14 protein-coding genes are annotated in these 15,364 nt (G+C 71.0%); 6 read left to right on the top strand and 8 right to left on the bottom strand.

The window, feature by feature from the left end; all coding sequences use genetic code 11:
* Nucleotides 1-113: 113 nt before the first annotated feature.
* A complete protein-coding gene (locus tag ACIQM0_RS25925; protein ID WP_401290783.1) occupies nt 114-1,349 on the bottom strand; it encodes a P1 family peptidase in 1,236 nt (411 codons plus the stop codon).
* Nucleotides 1,350-1,656: 307 nt separating this feature from the next.
* Between ACIQM0_RS25925 and ACIQM0_RS25920 the strand changes: the two genes are divergently transcribed.
* Nucleotides 1,657-1,878: a hypothetical protein gene (locus tag ACIQM0_RS25920; RefSeq protein WP_401290780.1), complete on the top strand. Its 222-nt coding sequence runs from the start codon at nt 1,657-1,659 to the stop codon at nt 1,876-1,878.
* A gap of 43 nt (nt 1,879-1,921) precedes the next feature.
* Here the strand turns inward: ACIQM0_RS25920 and ACIQM0_RS25915 are convergent, their stop codons facing one another.
* From ACIQM0_RS25915 to ACIQM0_RS25890, 6 genes are all read right to left on the bottom strand, one after another.
* A complete protein-coding gene (locus ACIQM0_RS25915) occupies nt 1,922-2,386 on the bottom strand; it encodes an MscL family protein (RefSeq protein ID WP_401290857.1) in 465 nt (154 codons plus the stop codon).
* Between the two features lie 174 nt (nt 2,387-2,560).
* The gene (locus ACIQM0_RS25910) at nt 2,561-3,064 is read right to left on the bottom strand and encodes a hypothetical protein (RefSeq protein ID WP_401290855.1); all 504 of its coding nucleotides are present in this window, start codon (nt 3,062-3,064) and stop codon (nt 2,561-2,563) included.
* A gap of 469 nt (nt 3,065-3,533) precedes the next feature.
* The gene (locus ACIQM0_RS25905) at nt 3,534-4,367 is read right to left on the bottom strand and encodes an S-methyl-5'-thioadenosine phosphorylase (RefSeq protein ID WP_401290778.1); all 834 of its coding nucleotides are present in this window, start codon (nt 4,365-4,367) and stop codon (nt 3,534-3,536) included.
* 84 nt (nt 4,368-4,451) lie between these two features.
* Nucleotides 4,452-4,808 (bottom strand): FmdB family zinc ribbon protein, encoded by a 357-nt coding sequence (locus ACIQM0_RS25900; RefSeq protein ID WP_363024109.1) that lies wholly within the window; start codon nt 4,806-4,808, stop codon nt 4,452-4,454.
* Nucleotides 4,809-4,874: 66 nt separating this feature from the next.
* The gene (locus ACIQM0_RS25895; RefSeq protein WP_363024107.1) at nt 4,875-6,158 is read right to left on the bottom strand and encodes an MFS transporter; all 1,284 of its coding nucleotides are present in this window, start codon (nt 6,156-6,158) and stop codon (nt 4,875-4,877) included.
* 399 nt (nt 6,159-6,557) lie between these two features.
* Nucleotides 6,558-8,210 carry a potassium/proton antiporter gene (locus ACIQM0_RS25890; protein WP_401290775.1) on the bottom strand — a complete coding sequence of 551 codons (1,653 nt, stop codon included), beginning with the start codon at nt 8,208-8,210 and terminating at the stop codon, nt 6,558-6,560.
* A gap of 276 nt (nt 8,211-8,486) precedes the next feature.
* On the opposite strand from ACIQM0_RS25890, the gene ACIQM0_RS25885 reads away from it, so the two are divergent.
* Entirely contained in the window at nt 8,487-11,237 is a 2,751-nt protein-coding gene (locus tag ACIQM0_RS25885) for a penicillin acylase family protein (RefSeq protein ID WP_401290773.1), read from the top strand.
* 70 nt (nt 11,238-11,307) lie between these two features.
* Here ACIQM0_RS25885 and ACIQM0_RS25880 read toward each other — a convergent pair whose 3' ends face one another.
* Nucleotides 11,308-11,892 (bottom strand): 5-formyltetrahydrofolate cyclo-ligase, encoded by a 585-nt coding sequence (locus ACIQM0_RS25880; protein WP_401290771.1) that lies wholly within the window; start codon nt 11,890-11,892, stop codon nt 11,308-11,310.
* Between the two features lie 107 nt (nt 11,893-11,999).
* Here ACIQM0_RS25880 and galU point away from each other — a divergent pair, with 107 nt between their 5' ends.
* The 4 genes from galU to ACIQM0_RS25860 all read left to right on the top strand — a co-directional run bounded on the left by galU (nt 12,000) and on the right by ACIQM0_RS25860 (nt 15,355).
* Complete coding sequence (gene galU / locus ACIQM0_RS25875; protein ID WP_363024101.1) at nt 12,000-12,902, top strand: UTP--glucose-1-phosphate uridylyltransferase GalU; 903 nt, start codon at nt 12,000-12,002, stop codon at nt 12,900-12,902.
* A 4-nt stretch (nt 12,903-12,906) separates the two neighbouring features.
* Entirely contained in the window at nt 12,907-14,217 is a 1,311-nt protein-coding gene (gene glp, locus ACIQM0_RS25870; protein WP_401290769.1) for a gephyrin-like molybdotransferase Glp, read from the top strand.
* A 122-nt stretch (nt 14,218-14,339) separates the two neighbouring features.
* Nucleotides 14,340-14,840: a cyclic pyranopterin monophosphate synthase MoaC gene (gene moaC / locus ACIQM0_RS25865; RefSeq protein WP_363024097.1), complete on the top strand. Its 501-nt coding sequence runs from the start codon at nt 14,340-14,342 to the stop codon at nt 14,838-14,840.
* A gap of 8 nt (nt 14,841-14,848) precedes the next feature.
* Nucleotides 14,849-15,355 (top strand): molybdenum cofactor biosynthesis protein B, encoded by a 507-nt coding sequence (locus tag ACIQM0_RS25860; protein ID WP_401290766.1) that lies wholly within the window; start codon nt 14,849-14,851, stop codon nt 15,353-15,355.
* Nucleotides 15,356-15,364 lie beyond the last annotated feature (9 nt).

Below are 15,364 nucleotides of genomic sequence, written 5' to 3'. Positions count from 1 at the left end.
CCGCGTGTTACCCGATGCGTGCTTAACGTAGTCCCTGGGTCTGACATCGTGACCGGGCTTCCGGAAAACGTACGACGCACGCAGAAGGTTCCCGGCGATTTGCCCGAACTTCCCTACGCGGAGGCCGAGTCGGTTGCGGCGCCGCTGTCGTCCGCCGGCCGCCGCGGGCGATGCCGTGTGCCGTAGAGATCGCTGTACGAGAGATAGGCGGCGCCCTCGCGGCCACTGACGCCCGCCGCCGCCCGCACGGCCTTCACGATGGCGCGGGTCACGGCCTCCGCACCCGCTGCCAGCAGGTCGTTGAGTGCGATCGGGTTCGCCGGATCCAGCGCCCGTCCGCCGGTGGCCAGTGCGAAAACGGTGTCCCCGTCGGTCAGCAGATGTACGGGCCGGATGGCGCGCGCCAGCCCGTCGTGTGCCGTGCCCGCGAGCTTCTGCGCCTGCGCCGGGCTGAGGTCGGCGTCCGTGGCGACGACGGCGAGCGTGGTGTTGAGCGGGGGGCGCGCGTTCGCGTCGTGCGCCTGCGCCAGGCGCTGTTGCGCCGCGCGGTGGATCTCCGGCGCGGGAGCGACGGCCGGTTCGGCGGCGCCGTACTCCCCGTACAGCACTCCGGTGCGGGGGTCGAGCACCGAGCCCGCCGCGTTCACCACGGCCAGCGCGCCCACGGTGATCCCGGACGGCAGCAGGACGCTCGCCGTCCCCACCCCGCCCTTCAGCTGCCCCGCGACCGCGCCGGTGCCCGCGCCGACGCACCCCTCATCGACCGCCGTCCCCGGCTCCGTGCGCGCGGCGTCCTCCACGGCGGCCCGGCCGGTCGACGCGTCCGGGCGGGCCCGCCAGTCGCCGCCCCGGCCCAGGTCGAAGATGCACGCCGCCGGGACCACCGGAACGACCTGCGCCGGATCCGCGCCGACCCGCACCCCTCGCCCCTGCTCCTCCAGCCAGGCCATCACGCCGGACGCCGCGTCCAGCCCGTACGCGCTGCCGCCGGTGAGGACCACGGCATCGATGCGCTGCACCAGATTGCGCGGGTCGAGCGCGTCCGTCTCCCGGGTGCCGGGGCCGCCGCCGCGCACATCGACGGCGGCGACCGCGCCACCCTCGGGGGCGAGGACCACAGTGGTACCGCTGAGCGCCCCCTCGCCCACGAGCGGCGCATGACCGACCCGCACTCCGGCGACATCGGTCAGCGCGTCCAGCCGACCGTGCGCCGGGTGCGGTGGGTGCGCCGGTTGGGGCGACTGCGACGGATTCGATGGCTGTGGCGGCTGTGGCGGCTGTGGCGGCTGTGGCTGCTGTGGCGGTTGCGAGGGGTGGTTCAGAGGGGCCGCGTTGTCCTGGCCGGTCATCCGGTGCTCCTCGCGCTCGGGGTCGTGCTCGGGGTCGTGCCCGTGGTGATCATTGTGCTGCGGTGGCCGGCTGCTGGGCAGTGCGAGGCGAACGTGTCTGCGGGTACCGTCCCGCCCCGACGCGCTCACCCCGTAGGGCCATAAAGCAGGAGTATTCGCCCCATGTATCTCTACGGTGGCGGAGTGATCGAGCCACCAGAACCCTGACCGGCGGACGCACCACTGACTGCGGCCGCACGGCTGTGCCACAGAGGCGCCCGTACCCGGAGGGCAGCCGTACCCCGGAGGGCAGCCGTACCCTGGGGGTATGAGTACCGCCCCCGCCCCCGCCCCCGGACCGCGTGATCCGAAGCCGGATTCGTCGGACCGGCCCGAGCCCGAGCCCAAAGCGGCGCTGATCTTCGACGATCCGCTGGACCAGCAGTCTGCGGACGACACGGACCGGGGATGGGGCGAGCGGGGCCCCTCCGGCGGCAGCGCCGCCGATTTGGCCCGCTTCCTCGACGAGAAGCCGCCGCACCACATCTGACTCCGCGCCCCGGGACCGGGCAGGGGAGCCACGGGGCAGGGCCCTATCCCTGCTCCGGCCCCGACCCAGGCGCCTCGCCACGGTTCGGCCCGGCCGGGCCGCCGCGCTGCGAGACCAGTGCGTCGCGGATCTCCTTCAGCACCTCCAGCTCGCTGACCTCCAGCGTCTCCTGCACGCCTTCCTTCGCCGCGAGCATGGCCGCGCGCCTGGCGAGGTACTTCGCCATCGGCAGGACCATCAGGAAGTAGACGACGGCAGCGGTGATGACGAAGCTGAGGGTGGAGCTGAGCACCGAACCCCACAGGATCCGGATTCCCTCCGTCGCCTCGCCCGTCTTCGGGTCCGTCACGCAGGGGCCCTTGAGGCAGGAGCTGTAGTTCTCCAGGTCCTTGGTGCCGAACGCGCCGACGAGCGGATTGATGACGCCCTTGACGATCGCGTTCACGATGTTGGTGAACGCGGCGCCGATGACGACGGCGACCGCCAGGTCGATCACGTTGCCGCGCATCAGGAAGGCCTTGAAGCCCTCCAGCAGATTGACCTTCTTCTTCTCGCTCAAGGGTGAGCCGTCCTTTGTGGGTGCGGTAAGGGGAACGAACTCCTCCGCAACCTACGGCAGTACAAGGCGAGACGACCCAATCCTGTTGTGTTGTCAGGTGACATGATGGTTCGTCAGTGCGAATCAGCACAGAATCACCGCAAGTCCGGCTGAAACTCCCGCACCCGCCAGCGTCGCTGCCGTGGCTCTCGGCACGGACAGCACGATGAGTGCCCCGTTCTCCGTCGAGCCCTCGGTGGACGGCTGCGGTACCTGGGCCACTCGCGCGCCCTTCGCCAGTACCCGGGCGTCGGTCCCGGATCCCGCGGACGCGATCACATCGACGCGGTCTCCGGGGCGCAGCAGTCGCACGGTCGCCGCATCCGCGATCCGCACCGGCGCCGATACCAGCCGGGCCGGCGGCGATGCCCGCTCCCGCACCGTCCCGGCCGTGCTTGCCGCGCCCGCTGTCGTACCCGCTGTGACACCGGCCGCTTCATGCCCCGTGTCACCGCCCCCGTCACCGCCTCCACCCCCTCCGGCCCCCGAGGCGGCCAGCGCGGCAGCTGCCAGCGCCAGCCCGGCAGCCATCGCCCGCCGCCGGCGCCACGCGGCCCGCCACAGCCGGTGCCCGCCGCCCCCGCGCACCCGCAGCGGCGGGAACGCGGGCACCCCGCAGGGTGCGGGCACGGGTGCACACGGCAACGCGGAGCCGGACGGGGCAGCGGACCGCGGAGATACGAGTGAGCCGGGTGAGCGGGTTGAACCGGGTGAGCCGGGTGAGCGGGTTGAACCGGGTGAGCCGGGTGAGCGGGTTGAACCGGGTGAACCGGGTGAGCGCATGTCGAACACCGCCTGGGGTGAGGGAGTCGGGGAACCGAGTGGCCCCGATGAACAGACCTCACGATCCGGCATCCGAGAGATTCCCGCTGAGCCCTGTGGACGGATCGGCCGATGTGGAGAACTCCCTCACCCGCCGCGCCTCACCCGCCGCGCCTCACCCGCCGCGCCTCACCCCGCCGCGCCTCACCCGCCTCGCCCCGCCGCACCCCGACTCACCCCACCGCCGCACCCCGCGCCACCCCGTACAACCCACCCACCACTCACCCCGTACGCCCTACGGCAGCGCGATCCCCGTGTCGATCCCGTCCAGCGCATGTGCGCACGGGCAGTCGCGGTCCGCCTCCGCGGGCAGCGCGGCCACCGCGTCGAAGAGGACCGAGCGCAGCCGGTCGACGTTGGCCGCGAACACCTTGAGCACTTCGGCGTGGGAGACGCCCTCGCCGGTCTCCGCGCCCGCGTCCAGGTCCGTCACGAGCGTCGTCGTCGTGTAGCAGAGCCCCAGTTCGCGGGCGAGGACGGCCTCCGGGTGCCCGGTCATGCCGACCACCGACCAGCCCATCGCCGCGTGCCAGCGCGATTCCGCCCGGGTCGAGAAGCGCGGCCCCTCGATGACCACCAGCGTTCCGCCGTCCACGGGCTCCCAGTCCCTGCCGCGCGCCGCCGCCAGCGCGGCCCTGCGCCCCTCGGGACAGTAGGGGTCGGCGAAGCCCAGGTGCACCACGTTCGGCACCACCCCGTCCGCGCGGGTCTCCCCGTCGTAGAAGGTCTGGGTGCGGGTCTTCGTACGGTCCACCAGCTGGTCCGGCACGAGCAGTGTTCCCGGCCCGTAGTCCGGCCGGAGCCCGCCGACCGCGCACGGGCCGAGCACCTGGCGTACGCCGACCGAGCGCAGCGCCCACAGGTTGGCGCGGTAGTTGATGCGGTGCGGCGGCACATGGTGGCCGCGTCCGTGCCGGGGGAGGAAGGCGACCCGGCGGCCGCCGATCTCGCCGAGGAAGACGGAGTCGCTGGGCTCTCCGTAAGGGGTTTCCACGCGAACCTCGGTGACGTCCTCCAGGAAGGAGTACAGCCCCGAGCCGCCGATCACACCGATCTCTGCGTTCACCATGCGGTCACAGTAGCGGGGCCGGAAACGCCGGTACCCCGCCGAGTGGATCGGCGGGGTACCGGTCGAAGCAGGTGGGCCGGCGGCTCAGGCGGCCGACGTACCGCTCGATGAGGACGAGGACGAAGAGGACGCCGAGGAACCCGAGGAGGAGGACGTCGACGAGGACGAAGAGGCCGAGGACTTGGTGTCCGACCCCGTCGAGGACGACGATCCTGAACCGGAGGCCTTCGCGGCGGCCGGTGCGGGCGTGCTGCTCGACGACGAGCCGCGGCTGTCGTTCCGGTAGAAACCGGAGCCCTTGAAGACAATGCCGACCGCCGAGAACACCTTCTTCAGGCGTCCTTCGCAGTTCGGGCACACCGTCAGGGCGTCATCGGTGAACTTCTGCACCGCTTCGAGGCCCTCGCCACACTCGGTGCACTGGTACTGATAGGTCGGCACTTGTTCCTCCTGGCACTCTGACTCAATGAGTGCTAACGACGCTCCATAGTGACGTATTCCGCTGGATCAGTCCACCGTGACCGGCCCGCGGTGACCGATACCACGTGCCACGGTCCGTCCCGAAGTGCTCGGCACGAGCCTGGAACGCAGCGCCAGCAGGGTCGCCAGCGCCAGCACCGTACCCACCAGCGGCACCAGGAATCCGGTGCTCGCGCCGTGGGCGTCGGCGAGCTGACCCGCGACCGTGACGGCCGCCGCCTGTCCGAGCGCGACCGCACCCGTCAGCCAGGTGAACGCCTCGGTCCGGGCGGACGCCGGGATGAGCGCCTCGACCAGGGTGTAGCCGCTGATCAGCGCGGGAGCGATGCAGAGCCCGACCAGCAGGCCGAGCCCGGCCAGCAGGGGCACGGAGTGCACCGCCCACAGGCCCGACGCGGTCAGGGTGAGTGCCGCGTACCCGATGATCAGCCGGCGCCGCGGCCCGGTCTTCCAGGCGATGGCGCCGCAGGCGATCCCGGCCAGCATGTTGCCGGCCGCGAAGATTCCGTACAGCACGCCGTTCGAGCCGGGACTGCCGATCTCCTCTGCGAAGGCGGTCAGCGAGACCTGCATGCCGCCGAAGACCGCGCCGATCCCCAGGAAGGCGACCGCGAGCACGCGTACGCCGGGTACCGACAGGGCGGAGGCGTGGCGCGGGGAGCCGGCGGGGCCGGCGTCGCGCACGGCCGGCTGGGTGGCGCGCTGCGCGGCGAAGAACAGCCCGCCGGTGAGCGTCAGCGCGGCTTCCGCGATGAGTCCCGCCGCCGGATGCACCCCGGTGCACAGGGCGGTGGCGATGACCGGGCCGATGACGAAGGTGAACTCGTCCGTCACCGACTCGAAGGCGGCCGCGGTGGACATGAGGGGGGAGGCCTCGCGGCCGGGCGCGGCCCCGAGCACGGCCGCCCAGCGGGCGCGCACCATGGGGCCGATCTGCGGGATGGAGGCACCCGTCGGCACGGCCGCCAGGAACAGCGCCCAGATCGGCGCGTCCGAGAGCGCGAGCACCGTCAGGGCCGACACGGAGGCCGCGTGCACCAGGACACCGGGCAGCAGTACCGCCCGCTGTCCGAAGCGGTCGGCGAGCTTGCCGGTCTGCGGCGCGAACAGGGCCATGGAGACGCCGCTCACGGCCGCGACGGCGCCCGCGCTGCCGTAGGAGCCGGTGGTGTGCTGGACCAGCAGGACGATGCCGATGGTCAGCATGGCGAAGGGCTGCCGTGCGGCGAAGCCCGGCAGGAGGAAGGTCCACGCACCTGGAGTGCGCAGCAACTGCCCGTATCCGGGGCGGTCGGAGACCGTGGACGCCACGGTCCATGCCTTTCTGCCGCCTGGTGGCCGTGCTCCTGCGGGACGGGCCTGCACCTGGGTGCGGGCCCGGTCAGGAGCTGCCGAGAGCTGTCCTCTTCGCGCGGGACTGCGGTAGATGCCGGGCGCTCGCAGCAGAGGCGGAGGACGCCACGACCGCCATACGGTCGCGCCAGCTCTGCGTCAGGCAGAGTTGGTCGATCAAGATCGTTGAGTATCGGTGAAAGCGAATGCGGGTGGATCAGTCACTGCCCGACACGTGCGGCACGGCGATGCGGCACCGGAGTGCGTCACCGCCGTGCGGAGCCTGGACAGATTTCCTTCATCGTACAGGCAGGTTTCCGGATGTACCTGTGATTGTGCGCCAGTCACCCTCCGTGACCTGAGAACGCGAGCGTGTTCTCACTGGTGCGCCTTCTCTTCACGGGCTTTCTCCTCACCGGCCTTCTCCTCGCGGGTCCTGGACGCGCGGACCTTCGCCTCCCGGGCTTTCGTCTCGCGGGTCTTCATCTCCCGGGGCGTCGTCTCGTGCGCCTTCGTCCCGTCCGGCGTCCGGCCCAGTTTCTTCACGGCCTTGAGCGCGTTGGAGACGTGCGGTCCGGTGAAGGGCTCCGTGCCGGGATTCCCGTCGGTGCCCAGCCAGCTCGCCAGCTTGCCGCCCTCGCCGACCGCGCGCAGCCGCGCCTCGGTCGCGTCGCGCACCGGATCGGTCGTGATCACCAGCAGTTCGTCGCCGCGGCGCAGCACCGTCGGCGGGGTGGGCACGAAGCTCTTGTCGTCCCGTACGACGAGGGTGACCGCGGCCCCCGAGGGCAGCCGCAGTTCGCCGACCTCGACGCCGTGCATCTTCGACTTGGCGGGGATGGCCACCGACAGCAGATGCCCGCGCAGCCGCTCCAGGGGCGCCGACTCGATGCCCAGGTCGGCCGCCTCCGACGGGTCGTCGGCGATCTTGAGGGCCTTCGCGAGCCAGGGCAGGGTCGGGCCCTGGATGAGGGTGTAGACGATGACGAGCACGAAGACGATGTTGAAGACCCGGGTGGACCCCTCGATACCGGACACCATCGGAATGGTCGCCAGGATGATGGGCACGGCGCCGCGCAGCCCCGCCCAGGACATGAGGGCCTTCTCCTGCCACGGCAATCGGAACGGGGCCAGCGAGAGGAAGACCTCCAGCGGCCGGGCCACCACGGTGAGCACCAGGCCCACGACGACGGCGGGCCAGAAGTCGTCGAGCAGGTCGTGCGGGGTGACCAGCAGGCCGAGCAGGACGAACATGCCGATCTGGGCCAGCCAGCCGAGTCCGTCGGCGAAGCCGCGGGTGGCGGGCCAGTGCGGCAGCTTGGCGTTGCCGAGGATCATCGCCGCGAGGTAGACGGCGAGGAAGCCACTGCCGTGGACCATGGCGCCGGCCGCGTAGGCGGTCACCGCGATGGCCATCACGGCGATCGGGTAGAGGCCGGAGGCGGGCAGTGCCACATGCCGCAGCCCGAACGAGCCGAGCCAGCCGACCGCGATGCCTATGGCCGCTCCGATGGCCAGCTCCAGTGCTATCTCGCCGACCAGCACGTACCAGTGGTCCACCGGACCGACGGTCGAGAAGGCCACCACGAGGATCACCACGGGGGCGTCGTTGAAGCCGGATTCGGCCTCCAGGACACCGGTGATCCGGGAGGGCAACGGCACCTTGCGCAGGACGGAGAAGACGGCGGCGGCGTCCGTGGAGGAGACCACCGCGCCGATGATCAGTGCCTGCCGCCAGTCCAGGCCGACCAGGTAGTGCGCTCCGGCGGCGGTCACGCCCACGCTCACCGCGACGCCGACCGTGGAGAGCATCGCCGCCGCGGGCAGTGCGGGTCTGACCTCTTTCCACTTCGTGCCGAGGCCGCCCTCGGCGAGGATCACGACCAGGGCCGCGTACCCGATGACCTGCGTCAGTTCCGCGTTGTCGAACTTGACGTCGAAGAGCCCGTCCTGCCCCATCACGACCCCGATGCCGAGGTACAGGAGCAGGCTGGGAAGCCCGCTGCGCGACGAGATCCGTACCGCCGCCACCGCGACGAGCAGGACAAGTGAGCAGACGAGCAGGAGCTCGTTGAGCGCGTGGACAGTCAGTGGCCGGTCCTTTCCTGCGAGCGCCTGCCGGATCGTGTTCCGGCGGCCGGTACTTCGTTACCTTACCTAATCTTTAACGCTTTCTTGATGCGTTCGAGTGCTCGTGCGAGCGCTACGCAATTCGAACCATCCCCATACCGCGTCAGAGGGGCTCCGGCGCTGCGCCTATGGTTGCTCCTGCACTCCCAGGACCACCCTGCCCCTCGAAGGACAGCGATGCCCGCCAACACAACCGCCTCTTCCGGCTCCACCGGTTCCGCCGGTGGCAGGCCGCGCAAGAAGAAGGGGCGACGCGCCCGCCTGATCGTGATCGTCCTGGTGCTGGCGCTTGTCGCGGGTATCGGATACGGCACGTACTGGTCCGTATCCACCGTGCGGGCCTCGTACCCGCAGACCAACGGGACCGCCCAGCTCGCCGGACTCGACAGCGATGTCGAGGTCAAGCGCGACAGCTACGGCATTCCGCAGATCTACGCGGACTCCGACGCCGACCTGTTCCGCGCCCAGGGATTCGTCCAGGCGCAGGACCGCTTCTGGGAGATGGACGTCCGCCGCCACATGACGGCCGGCCGGCTCTCCGAGATGTTCGGGTCCGGCCAGGTCGAGACGGACTCCTTCCTGCGCACGCTGGGCTGGCGCAAGGTCGCACAGGAGGAGTACGACCACGTCCTGTCCGCGGAGACGAAGAAGAACCTCCAGTCGTACGCGGACGGGGTGAACGCCTACCTCAAGGGCCGCGACGGCAAGGACATCTCCGTCGAGTACGCGGCGCTGGGCCTCACCAACGACTACAAGCCCACGGAGTGGACCCCGGTCGACTCGGTCGCCTGGCTGAAGGCCATGGCCTGGGACCTCCGCGGCAACATGCAGGACGAGATCGACCGCTCGCTGATGACCAGCAGGCTCGACGCGAAGCAGATCGAGGACCTGTACCCGCCGTACCCGTACGACAAGCACAAGCCGATCGTCGCCGAGGGCGCGATCTCCCCGGTCACCGGGAAGTTCGACCCGCAGGCGGCGCCGTCCGACGGCCTCGGCTCGTCGACCGCGCAGGGCGCCACCGAGGGGCTCAACACCCAGCTCGGCGCGCTCTCCGACACCCTCGACAAGATCCCCTCGCTGCTGGGCCCGAACGGCACCGGCATCGGGTCGAACTCCTGGGTGGTCTCGGGCAAGTACACGACGACCGACAAGCCGCTGCTCGCCAACGACCCGCACCTGGCGCCGCAGCTGCCCTCGCTCTGGTACCAGATGGGGCTGCACTGCCGCACGGTCTCCGCGACCTGCAAGTACGACGCCGCCGGCTACACGTTCTCCGGGATGCCGGGCGTGATAATCGGCCACAACCAGAACATCGCCTGGGGCTTCACCAACCTGGGCGCGGACGTCACCGACCTCTTCCTGGAGAAGGTCTCGTCGGACGGCTACCAGTACGACGGCAAGATGAAGCCCTTCGCCACCCGCGAGGAGACCATCAAGGTCGCGGGCGGCAAGGACCGGCACATCACCGTCCGTGAGACCAACAACGGTCCGCTGGTCTCCGACCGCAGCAGCGAGCTGGAGAAGGTCGGCCAGAAGGCGCCGGTCACCAACGCGGCCCCGGACCGTGCGGACGGCTACGGGGTGGCGCTGAAGTGGACCGCGCTGGAGCCCGGCAAGTCCATGGACGCCGTCTTCGAGCTCAACCGTGCCAAGGACTTCACGACCTTCCGCGCGGCGGCCGAGCACTTCGAGGTTCCCTCGCAGAACCTCATCTACGCCGACACCAAGGGCCACATCGGCTACCAGGCGCCGGGGAAGATCCCGCAGCGCAAGTCCGGCGACGGCACGATGCCCAGCCCCGGCTGGTCCTCGGCGTACGGCTGGAAGAAGGACCCGATCCCGTTCGACGAGCTGCCGTACGAGTACGACCCGAAGCGCGGGTACATCGTCACCGCCAACCAGGCGGTCATCGACGAGGAAAAGTACCCGTACATGCTCACCAAGGACTGGGGCTACGGCAGCCGCAGCCAGCGGATCAACGACCTCATCCAGTCGAAGATCAAGGGCGGCGGGAAGATCTCGACCGATGACATGCAGAAGATGCAGATGGACAACACCAGCGAGATCGCCACGCTGCTGGTGCCCGAGCTGATGAAGATCAACATCTCGGACAAGGACGTCCGGGAGGCGCAGAAGCTGCTGGAGGGCTGGGACTACACCCAGGAGTCCGACTCTGCGGCGGCCGCGTACTTCAACGCCGTCTGGCGCAACATCCTCAAGCTGGCCTTCGGCGACAAGCTGCCCAAGGAAATGCGGGTCAAGGGTGAGTGCCTGAACGTCCCCCCGGCCAAGAGCTCCGGCCCGGTCGACGAGCAGGACAGGCTGGTACGCGAATGCGGCCAGCGCGCCCCCGACTCGGCGCAGCCGGACGGCGGTGACCGCTGGTACCAGGTCGTCGAGAACCTCATGGACAAGCCGGACAGCGACTGGTGGAAGGCCCCGGCGAACCGCAAGGACAAGGCGACCGCCAACCGTGAGGAGCTCTTCGCCCGCGCCATGGAGGACGCCCGCTGGGAGCTGACGGCCAAGCTCGGCAAGGACATCACCACCTGGAACTGGGGCCGGCTGCACCAGCTGACCCTGAAGAACCAGACCCTCGGTACGGAAGGGCCCGGACTGCTCCAGCGGGCGCTCAACCGCGGACCGTGGAACCTCGGCGGCGGCGAGGCCGCGGTGGACGCCACCGGCTGGAACGCGGCCGGCGGCTACGAGGTCGTCTGGGTTCCGTCCATGCGGATGGTCGTCAACGTGGGGGACTGGGACAAGTCCCGCTGGATCAACCTCACCGGCGCCTCCGGGCACGCGTTCAGCGCGCACTACACCGACCAGACGGACAAGTGGGTCAACGGTGAGCTGCTCGACTGGTCCTACGGGACGAACGCCGTGGCCGGGGCGACGAAGGACACGCTGACCCTGAAGCCGTAGGGGGCGCGCCGCCCCTCAAGCCGTGGGTACGGGCCCGCTCCTGGAGTGCCAGGGGCGGGCCCGTGGTTCGTCAGCCGTCGCCGAAGCGCCGCGAGCCCGTCGGCGTCACCACCGCGTCCACGGGGTGGTCGTGCGGTTCCTCCGGGACCCGTGCGGCCACCTCGCCGTCGTACAGCAGGACGATCAGCGCCGGGTGCGCCCCGGCCGCGGAGAGCCGGGCCAGCACCCGGTCGTAGCTGCCGCCGCCGCGGCCGAGCCGCATCCCGCGCCCGTCCACCGCGAGGCCCGGCAGCAGCACCGCGTCGGCGTCCAGGACGGCGTCGGGTCCGAGCCGCTCCCCGTCCGGCTCCAGCAGTCCGCGACCGGCCTGCGCGAGACTCCCGGCGCCCTCGTACGGCGCCCAGTCCAGGTCGTTGTCCGGCAGGAGCACCGGGAGCAGCACCCGGACGCCCCGTGCGCGCAGCGCGTCCAGCAGGGCGCGGGTGCCCGGTTCGCGCCCCACCGAGACGTACGCGGCGACGGTACGGGCCCCGGAGAGCTCGGGGAGAGCGAGTGCGCGACGGGCCAGAACCGCGGCGGCCCGTTCGACGTCTTCCCCGGTCAGGAGGCGTCGTGCGGCGAGCAGTTCACGCCGCAGCAGCGCCTTTGCGGACATGTCGTCGTTCAACGGGGCACCCACAGATCTCTCGTACTGGCATATATGAGTACAAAGTTAACCGGAGACTCATCTTCCGCCCATGTACGCCGGTTAAGGTTCTGCGCATGACTCAGTCGAACCCCAGGATCAGCAAGGCTGTCATTCCGGCGGCGGGCCTCGGTACCCGCTTCCTGCCGGCCACCAAAGCCACTCCCAAAGAGATGCTGCCTGTCGTCGACAAGCCTGCCATCCAGTACGTCGTCGAGGAGGCGGTGGCCGCCGGACTCTCCGACGTACTGATGATCACCGGTCGCAACAAGCGTCCCCTGGAGGACCACTTCGACCGCAATTACGAGCTGGAGTCCGCGCTCACCCGTAAGGGCGACGCCGAACGGCTGCGCAGAGTCCAGGAGTCGAGCGACCTCGCCACCATGCACTACGTCCGCCAGGGCGACCCGCGCGGCCTCGGGCACGCGGTCCTGTGTGCGGCGCCGCACGTCGGTGACCAGCCGTTCGCCGTGCTCCTCGGCGACGACCTGATCGACCCGCGCGACCCGCTGCTGGCCCGCATGGTGGAGATCCAGGAGCGCGAGGGCGGCAGCGTCGTCGCGCTCATGGAGGTCCCGCGCGAGATGATCCACCAGTACGGCTGCGTGGCCGTCGAGCCCACCGCCGAGGGCGATGTGATGCGGATCACCGGCCTGGTCGAGAAGCCGGAGCCGGCCGACGCGCCCAGCAACCTCGCCATCATCGGCCGCTACGTCCTGGACCCCGCGGTCTTCGAGATACTGCGCCGGACCGAGCCCGGCCGCGGTGACGAGATCCAGCTGACCGACGCCCTGCAACTGCTGGCCGAGGACGAGAAGACCGGCGGCCCGGTGCACGGCGTCGTCTTCAAGGGCCGCCGCTACGACACCGGTGACCGGAGCGACTACCTCCGTGCCATTGTCAGACTCGCGTGCGAACGTGAAGATCTGGGACCGGAGTTCCGGACCTGGCTCCGCAGTTACGTCACCGAGGAGATGTAAGACCTTGAGCAGCACGATCTGGTCGGTGGACGAGCACCTGGAAGACATCCTCGCCGCGGTGAAGCCGCTCGAACCCATCGAGCTGCAACTGCACGACGCACAGGGCTGCGTCCTGGTCGAGGACGTCGTGGTGGAGATCGCCCTGCCCCCCTTCGACAACAGCTCGATGGACGGTTACGCGGTCCGCGTCGCCGATGTGGAGGGTGCCACCGAGGAGTTCCCCGCGGTCCTCACCGTCATCGGTGACGTCGCGGCGGGCGACGCCGGACTCCTCGGCGACCAGCGGGTGGGGCCGGGCGAGGCCGCCCGCGTCATGACCGGCGCCCCGCTGCCGGCCGGTGCGGAGGCCGTGATCCCGGTCGAGTGGACCGACGGCGGCACGGGTGAGGGCCCCGCCGCCGAGATGCGCGCCCACAGCGACGCCCCGGAGGGCGCGGGCGGCGAGGTCCGCGTCCACCGCCCGGTCGAGGCCCGCGCCCATGTCAGGGACCGCGGCAGCGACGTCCGGCCGGGCGATCTGGCGCTGCGCGCCGGTTCGGTGGTCGGGCCGCCGCAGATCGGGCTGCTCGCGGCGATCGGCCGCTCGACGGTGAAGGTGCGGCCCCGGCCGCGCGTCGTCGTCATCTCCACCGGCAGCGAACTGGTCCAGCCCGGCGAGGAACTGACCGGCGGCCAGATCTACGACTCCAACAGCTTCGCGCTGACGGCCGCCGCGCGCGACGCCGGAGCCATCGCCTACCGGGTCGGTGCCGTCACCGACGACGCAGAGACGCTGCGCGCCACGATCGAGGACCAGCTGATCCGTGCCGACGTCGTCGTCACCACCGGTGGCGTCAGCGTCGGCGCGTACGACGTGGTCAAGGAGGCCCTGTCCTCGGTGGGCGACGAGGACGAGCCCGGGAGCGGCATCGACTTCCGCAAGCTCGCCATGCAGCCCGGCAAGCCGCAGGGCTTCGGCTCCATCGGCCCCGACCACACCCCACTGCTGGCGCTGCCCGGCAACCCGGTCTCCAGTTACGTCTCCTTCGAACTGTTCGTACGGCCCGCGATCCGCACCCTGATGGGCCTTCAGGACGTGAACCGCCCCACCGTCAGGGCCACCCTGGCCTGCGACAAGGCACTGTCCTCGCCTGCCGGCCGACGGCAGTTCCTGCGCGGGACGTACGACGCGGAGGCGGGCACCGCCACGCCCGTGGGCGGCTCCGGATCGCACCTGATCGCCGCTCTCGCCCAGGCGGACGCGCTGATCGTGCTGCCCGAGGACGTCACCTCCGCCGAGCCCGGCACGGACGTCGAGGTGATCCTGATCCGCTGACGGGCGCCGGGTGGCGGTACGGTATCTGCCGCTGTGCCTTCCGGGGGACACCCCCCGGACCCCGGGCCCGCACCCCGGTGCGGCCCAGGGGCAACCGGCGCCCTACCGCTAGGCGGAGTTAGTTGAGTACGCAGAACAGGCTGACGCATATCGACGAGGCGGGCGCCGCCCGCATGGTCGACGTCTCCGAGAAGGACGTCACCGCGCGCGTCGCCCGTGCCAGCGGCCGGGTCCTCGTCTCGCCGCGTGTCATCGAACTGCTCCGGGGCGAAGGGGTCCCCAAGGGCGACGCCCTCGCCACCGCGCGCATCGCCGGGATCATGGGGGCCAAGCGCACCCCCGACCTGATCCCGCTCTGCCACCCGCTCGCCGTCTCCGGCGTCGAGGTCGACCTGAGCGTGGCCGACGACGCGGTGGAGATCCTCGCCACGGTGAAGACCACGGACCGCACGGGCGTGGAGATGGAGGCCCTGACCGCGGTGTCGGTCGCCGCGCTCACCGTCGTCGACATGATCAAGGCGGTCGACAAGGCCGCGGTCATCACCGACATCCGGGTCGAGGCGAAGTCGGGCGGCAAGTCCGGCGACTACCGGCGCACCGCGCGGGCCGGGGCGGACGCGTGAGCGCCCCGGTGAGGGATTCCACCGGCTACCGCGCCCTCGTGGTGACCGCATCGAACCGCGCCGCCGCCGGAGTCTACGAGGACAAGGGCGGCCCGCTGATCGCCGAGGCGCTGGCCGGGCTCGGCTTCACCGTCGACGGGCCGCGCGTCGTCCCGGACGGAGAACCGGTCGAGCGGGCGCTGCGGGACGGGGTGGCCGCCGCGTACGACGTCATCGTCACCACCGGCGGTACGGGCATCTCGCCCACCGACGGCACCCCCGAGGCCACCCTCAACGTCCTGGACCGGGAGGTCCCCGGCATCGCCGAGGCGATCCGCGCGGAGGGCCGGGACAAGGTCCCCGCGGCCGCCCTCTCACGCGGGGTGGCGGGTGTGGCCGGCCGCACCCTCGTCGTCAATCTGCCCGGCTCCACCGGCGGGGTGCGCGACGGGCTCGCCGTCCTGGCCCGCATCCTGGTGCACGCCGTCGACCAGCTCCGCGGTGGCGATCACCCCCGACCCGGGAGCCCGAGCTGAACGTCCCGA

It is taken from the genome of Streptomyces sp. NPDC091387, from assembly GCF_044756945.1.
Lineage (GTDB): Bacteria > Actinomycetota > Actinomycetes > Streptomycetales > Streptomycetaceae > Streptomyces.
Note: the sequence above shows the minus strand (reverse complement) of the source record. Positions and strands in the feature narration are given on the sequence as shown.

Bases quoted from the DNA above. Each gene is read 5' to 3' on its own strand.
- ACIQM0_RS25925 (WP_401290783.1), bottom strand. From the start codon at position 1,349: ATGACCGGCCAGGACAACGCGGCCCCTCTGAACCACCCCTCGCAACCG.
- ACIQM0_RS25920 (WP_401290780.1), top strand. From the start codon at position 1,657: ATGAGTACCGCCCCCGCCCCCGCCCCCGGACCGCGTGATCCGAAGCCG.
- ACIQM0_RS25915 (WP_401290857.1), bottom strand. From the start codon at position 2,386: ATGCGCGGCAACGTGATCGACCTGGCGGTCGCCGTCGTCATCGGCGCC.
- ACIQM0_RS25905 (WP_401290778.1), bottom strand. From the start codon at position 4,367: ATGGTGAACGCAGAGATCGGTGTGATCGGCGGCTCGGGGCTGTACTCC.
- ACIQM0_RS25885 (WP_401290773.1), top strand. From the start codon at position 8,487: ATGCCCGCCAACACAACCGCCTCTTCCGGCTCCACCGGTTCCGCCGGT.
- ACIQM0_RS25880 (WP_401290771.1), bottom strand. From the start codon at position 11,892: ATGTCCGCAAAGGCGCTGCTGCGGCGTGAACTGCTCGCCGCACGACGC.
- galU (WP_363024101.1), top strand. From the start codon at position 12,000: ATGACTCAGTCGAACCCCAGGATCAGCAAGGCTGTCATTCCGGCGGCG.